This window comes from Nocardia sp. JW2 (assembly GCF_051843015.1).
GTDB lineage: Bacteria > Actinomycetota > Actinomycetes > Mycobacteriales > Mycobacteriaceae > Nocardia > Nocardia coubleae.
This window is the reverse complement of sequence record NZ_JBPXLK010000053.1, coordinates 1-6,273: the sequence shown is the minus strand read 5'-3', so window position 1 is coordinate 6,273 and position 6,273 is coordinate 1. Positions and strand designations below refer to the sequence as shown.

The 6,273-nt window shown below is 70.9% G+C and carries 1 protein-coding gene; it reads left to right on the top strand.

Annotated elements, in window-relative coordinates; all coding sequences use genetic code 11:
* Positions 1-6,273, top strand: a 6,273-nt coding sequence (locus ACSVDM_RS30695) for an amino acid adenylation domain-containing protein (protein WP_439269158.1), incomplete at both ends; no start/stop codon positions are given.

The window sequence follows — 6,273 nt, the reverse complement described above, 5'->3', positions numbered from 1 at the left end:
TTCTGGCCCTTGCAGATCGGCGCGCGCCTGGTCGTGGCCAAGCCCGACGGTCATCGTGATCCGGCCTACCTGGCCGAGATCATCGCGGCCGAGGGTGTCACCGTCACCCACTTCGTGCCGTCGATGCTCGCGGTATTCGTAGCCGATGCCGCTGCCGCGCAGTGTGATTCGCTGCGCATGGTCTTCGCCTCCGGTGAGGCGCTGCCGCCCAAGCCCGCGCATCGTCTGCGCGAGCTCACCGGTGCGGCGCTGCACAACCTGTACGGCCCCACCGAGGCCGCGGTCGACGTCACCTTCCACGAGGTCGTCGACACCGACACCGACACCGTGCCGATCGGCGCCCCGGTGTTCAATACCGAGGTCTACGTCCTCGACGCGCGCCTGCGGCCCGTCCCGGTCGGTGTCGCGGGTGAGCTCTACCTCGCGGGCACCCAGCTGGCGCGCGGCTATGTGGCCCGCCCGGATCTCACCGCGGACCGCTTCGTCGCGAATCCGTTCGGTGCGGACGGCGCCCGCATGTACCGCACCGGTGACCTCGTCGCCTGGACCGAACACGGCGAGCTGGAATACCTGGGCCGCACCGACTTCCAGGTGAAGCTGCGCGGCCTGCGCATCGAGCTCGGCGAGATCGAGTCCGCGCTCGCCGGCCTCGACGAGGTCGCCCAGTCGGTGGTGGTGGTCCGCAGCGACCAGCACACCGGCGACCAGCTGGTGGCCTACGTCATCCCGGCCGTCGGCCGCACGGTCGACATCGAGGACGCCCGCGAGGAACTGGGCAACAACCTGCCCGCCTACATGGTGCCGTCGGTGATCATCGTCCTCGACGAGTTCCCGCTCAACGCCTCCGGCAAGCTCGACCGCAAGGCCCTGCCCGCCCCGGTGTTCGAGGCCGCGGTGTTCCGCGCGCCGACCACACCGGTCGAGGAGATCGTCGCCGCCACCTTCGCCGATGTGCTCGGCCTGGACCGGGTCGGCCTCGACGACGACTTCTTCGCCCTCGGCGGCAACTCGCTGACCGCCACCCAGGTCGCCGCGCGCCTGTCGGCCGCCCTGGAATCCGATATCGGCGTGCGCGAACTGTTCGAGGCGTCCACGGTCGCCGCGCTGGCCGCGCGGGCCGAGACGCATTCCGGTGACGAGCGGCGCGCCCCGCTGGTCCCGCAGCAGCGCCCCGCGCGGGTGCCGCTGTCGCTGGCCCAGCAGCGCATGTGGTTCCTCAACCGCTTCGACCCCGAGTCGGCCGTCGACAACATCCCCGCCGCCGTTCGCCTGTCCGGTCTGCTCGACCGCCAGGCACTGCAGGTGGCCGTCGCCGACGTGCTGGCCCGCCACGAGTCGCTGCGCACCTACTACCCGGAAGCCGACGGCGCCGCCCATCAGGTGATCGTCGCGACCGGCAAGGTCATCCCCGACCTCGCCCCGATCGAGACCACCGAAGCCGAACTGCCGCAGCGGCTTTCGCAGCTGGTGCTGACCGCGTTCGACGTCACCGCCGAGGTGCCGTTCCGCGCCGCCCTGTTCGAGGTGAGCCCCACCGAACACGTGCTCGCCCTCGTGGTCCACCACATCTCGGCCGACGGCTTCTCCATGGGCCCGCTCACCCGCGACGTGATGACCGCCTACAGCGCCCGCGTGGAAGGCGCCGAACCGGCCTGGCGACCCCTCGAGGTCCAGTACGCCGACTTCGCGCTCTGGCAGCGCGGGGTGCTCGGCGACGAGGACGACGCCGCGTCGGTGATCACCAAGCAGATCTCGTTCTGGAGCGAGCACCTGCGCGGCCTGCCCGAGCAGCTCGATCTGCCCGCCGACCGGCCGCGCCCGGCCGTCGCCAGCGGTCGCGGCGCCACCCACACCTTCGAGATCGACGCCCGCACCCACGCGGCGCTCGCCGAGCTGGCCCGCACCCGTGGCGTGACCCTGTTCATGGTCACGCACGCGGCCCTGGCCCTGCTGCTCTCGCGACTGTCCGGTGAGTCCGACATCGCCATCGGCACGCCCATCGCGGGCCGTGGCGAACGCGCCCTCGACGACCTGATCGGCATGTTCGTCAACACCCTCGTGCTGCGCACCGAGGTGGACGGCGCGGCGAGCTTCAGCGAGCTGCTCGCCCAGGTCCGCACCAGCGACATCGCGTCGTTCGGCCACGCCGATCTGCCGTTCGAGCGGTTGGTCGAGATCATCAACCCGGCCCGCTCGCAGGCGCGCCACCCGCTGTTCCAGGTGATGCTGGCCTTCCAGAACACCGGCCAGACCAGCCTCGAACTGCCCGGCCTCACCGCCAGCGGTGTCGACCTGCCGATCGACGTCGCCAAGTTCGACCTGCAGGTGGTGCTCACCGAGAAGCCCGGTGACACCGCAGGCATGGTCGCCGAGCTGATCTACGCGACCGACCTGTTCGACGCGTCGACCATGCACCGCTTCGGCGCCCGCTTCACCCGCCTGCTCAATGCCATCGCGGCCACCCCGAACCGTGCCGTGGGCGACATCCCGCTGCTGGATGCCGCCGAGGTGCAACTGGCCGTTCGCGGCTGGAACGACACCGCCCACGAGCTGCCCGGCGCTGGCACCCTCGTCGACGAGTTCGCCCGCCAGGCCACGGCCACCCCGAACGCGGTCGCCCTCATCGACCCGGCCACCGGCGAAAACCTCACCTACGCCGAATTCGCCTCGCGCGTACACCGTTTTGCGCACCGCCTGATCGAGGCCGGTGTCGGCCCGGAGAAGCTCGTCGCCCTCGGCCTGCGCCGCAGCATCGACCTCGTGGTCGCGGCGTACGCGGTGCAGGAGGCAGGCGGCGGTTACGTCCCGCTCGACCTCGACCAGCCCGCCGACCGCATCGCCTACGTGCTCGAAACGGCGAACCCGGTGGTCGTGCTGACCACGAGCCGCGACGGTTTCGCCGTCGACGAGCCGACCACACTGGTCATCGACGCGATCGACCTGTCCGCCTACTCCGACACCCCGGTCACCGATGCCGAACGCATCGCACCGCTGCGCCCGCAGCACCCGGCCTACGTCATCTTCACCTCCGGTTCCACCGGTCGCCCGAAGGGTGTGGCGGTGCCGCACTCGACGGTGGTGAACCAGATCCGTTGGATCACCGCGGAATACGGCATCGGTGCCGACGACGTGGTGCTGTTCAAGACGCCCGCCACCTTCGACGTGTCGGTCTGGGAGCTGTTCGGCCCGCTGAGCACCGGCGGCAGCTTGGTCGTCGCGAGCCCCGACGGACATCGCGACCCGCAGTACCTCGCCGATGTCATTGCGGCGCAACGGGTCACGATGACCTCGTTCGTCCCGTCGATGCTCACTGTCTTCGCGGGCAGCGTCGATGCGGCTGCGGTCGAGGGCGGAGCCCTGTCCTCACTGCGCGCCCTGCTGATCGCCGGTGAGGCCTTCACCGGTGACGCCGTGGCCGCGCTGCGGCGGGTGAGCGACGCCGACCTGTTCAACCTGTACGGCCCCACCGAGTTCACCGTGCACGCCACCCACGGCCCGGTCGCCGACCAGGTCGACGGTGCTGTCCCGATCGGCGCGCCGGTCTGGAACGCCGAGGCCTACGTGCTCGACGCCCGCCTGCACCCGGTCCCGGCCGGGGTCGCGGGTGAGCTGTACCTGGCCGGCTCCCAGCTGGCCCGCGGCTACTTCGGCCGCCCCGACCTCACCGCCGACCGCTTCGTCGCCGACCCGTTCGGTGACGACGGCGCCCGCATGTACCGCACGGGCGACCTGGTGCGCCGCGACGAGCACGGTGTGATCACCTACCTCGGCCGCACCGACTTCCAGGTGAAGCTGCGCGGTCTGCGCATCGAGCTCGGCGAGATCGAGGCCGCGCTCACCGCGCACGCCACCGTGGGCCAGGCCGTGGTGATCGTGCGTTCGGATGCCCGCACCGGCGATCAGCTCGTCGGCTACGTGGTGCCCTCGGCGGGTGCGACCGTCGAAACCGAGACGCTGCGTGCGCATCTCGGTGCGCAACTGCCGTCGTACATGGTTCCGGCCGCGTTCGTCGTGCTCGACGAGATGCCGCTGAGCGCCAACGGCAAACTCGACCGCCGCGCCCTGCCCGACCCGGTGTTCGAGGCCCGCGAGTTCCGCGCGCCGAGCACCCCGATCGAGGAGATCGTCGCCGCCACCTTCGCCGAGGTGCTCGGTCTGTCCGAGGACCAGCCGGTCGGCCGCGACGACGACTTCTTCGACCTCGGCGGCAACTCGCTCATCGCCACCCAGGTCGTCGCCCGCCTCGGCGCCGCACTCGACACCCGGGTTCCGGTTCGGGTGCTGTTCGAAGCGCCGTCGGTGTCGGCGCTGGCCGCCAAGGTGGAAACCCACGCGGGCAGCGGCAGCCGCCGCGAGCTCGTCGCCGGGCCGCGCCCGGAACAGGTGCCGCTCTCGCTCGCCCAGCAACGCATGTGGTTCCTCAACCGGTTCGACAGCGCAACCGGCGTCAACAACATCCCCCTCGCTGTCCGCCTGACCGGTGACCTCGATGTCGACGCGCTGCGCCAGGCCGTGGCCGACGTGGTCGAGCGGCACGAAGTGCTGCGCACCGTCTACCCGGAAACCGCCGACGGCCAGGGCGTGCAGGTCGTGCTGCCCGCGGCCCAGGTGCCGATCACGATCGACCCGATCACCATCGGCGAGGACGAGATCCGCGACCGCATCAGCGAACTCGTGCTCGCCGGCTTCGACGTGACCGCGCAGGTCCCGGTGCGCGCCGAACTGCTGCGCGTGGCCGGTTCCCTGGACGGCTCGCACCCCGACACCCACGTGCTCGTCTTCGTGGTGCACCACATCTCCGGCGACGGCTGGTCGGTGCGTCCGCTGGCCCGCGACGTGATGATCGCCTACGCCGCCCGCTCGCGCGGCGAGGCACCGGGCTGGGCGCCGCTGCCCGTGCAGTACGCCGACTTCGCGCTGTGGCAGCGCGAAACCCTCGGCTCCGAGTCGGATCCGTCGTCGATGATCGCCCAGCAGGTGGCCTACTGGTCGAACACCCTGGCCGGGCTGCCCGACCAGCTGGACCTGCCGAGCGACCGCCCGCGTCCGGCCGTGGCCTCCAACCGCGGTGGGGTGCACGAGTTCTCGATCGATCCGGCACTGACACACAGCCTCAACGCGCTGGCCCGCGAACACGGCGCCAGCCTGTTCATGGTGGTGCACGCCGCGTTCGCCGCCCTGCTCGCGCGCCTGTCCAACAGCGACGACATCGCCATCGGCACCGCTGTGGCGGGCCGTGGTGAAGCGGTGCTCGACGACGCCATCGGCATGTTCGTCAACACCCTCGTGCTGCGCAGCACCGTCGACCCGGCGCAGTCGTTCGCCGAACTGCTCGCCGCCACACGGGAGCACGACCTGGCCGCCTTCGGCCACGCCGACCTGCCGTTCGAGCGGCTCGTCGAAATCCTCAACCCGGCCCGTTCGCAGGCGCGTCACCCGCTGTTCCAGGTGATGCTGTCGTTCCAGAACACCGGCGAGGCGTCGTTCGAACTGCCCGGCCTCGAGGTCGCGGGCGTGCCGCTGGACGTGGTGACGGCCAAGTTCGATCTGCACCTGAACCTGACCGACCGCTACCGCGCCGACGGTTCCGCCGACGGCATGACCGCCGAGTTCGCCTACGCGACAGACATGTTCGACGCCGACACCATCGCGAACCTGGCCAAGCGCCTGGTGCGGATGCTGTCGTCGGTCGTCGCCGAGCCGACCCGCCCGATCGGTGACGTGGAACTGCTGGCACCGGTCGAAAAGCGCCAGGTCGTCGCCGACTGGAATGCCACCGCGCACCCGGTCGACCAGGCCGCGACCCTGGTGTCGATGTTCCAGGCACAGGCCGCGACCAGCGCGAACACACCGGCCCTCACCTTCGAGGGGACAACTCTGTCCTACGCCGGGTTCACCGCCCGGGTGAACCGACTGGCCCGGCACCTGATCGCCCAGGGCGTCGGCCCGGACACCATGGTCGCGCTCGGCATGCGTCGCTCGCTCGACCTGGTGATCGGCATGTACGCGGTGAGCGTGGCCGGTGGCGCCTACGTGCCGCTCGACCCCGACCACCCGGCCGAGCGCACCCACTACGTGCTCGAGACCGCGGCACCGGTGTGCGTATTGACCACGGCCCGTGACGAATTCGACGCGGGCGCGACGACCGCGCTGCACATCGACAGCCTCGACCTGTCCGGGTACTCGGACGCGCCGGTCACCGACGACGAGCGGATCGCCCCGCTGCGTCCGTCGAACACCGCGTACGTGATCTTCACCTCCGGTTCGACGGGT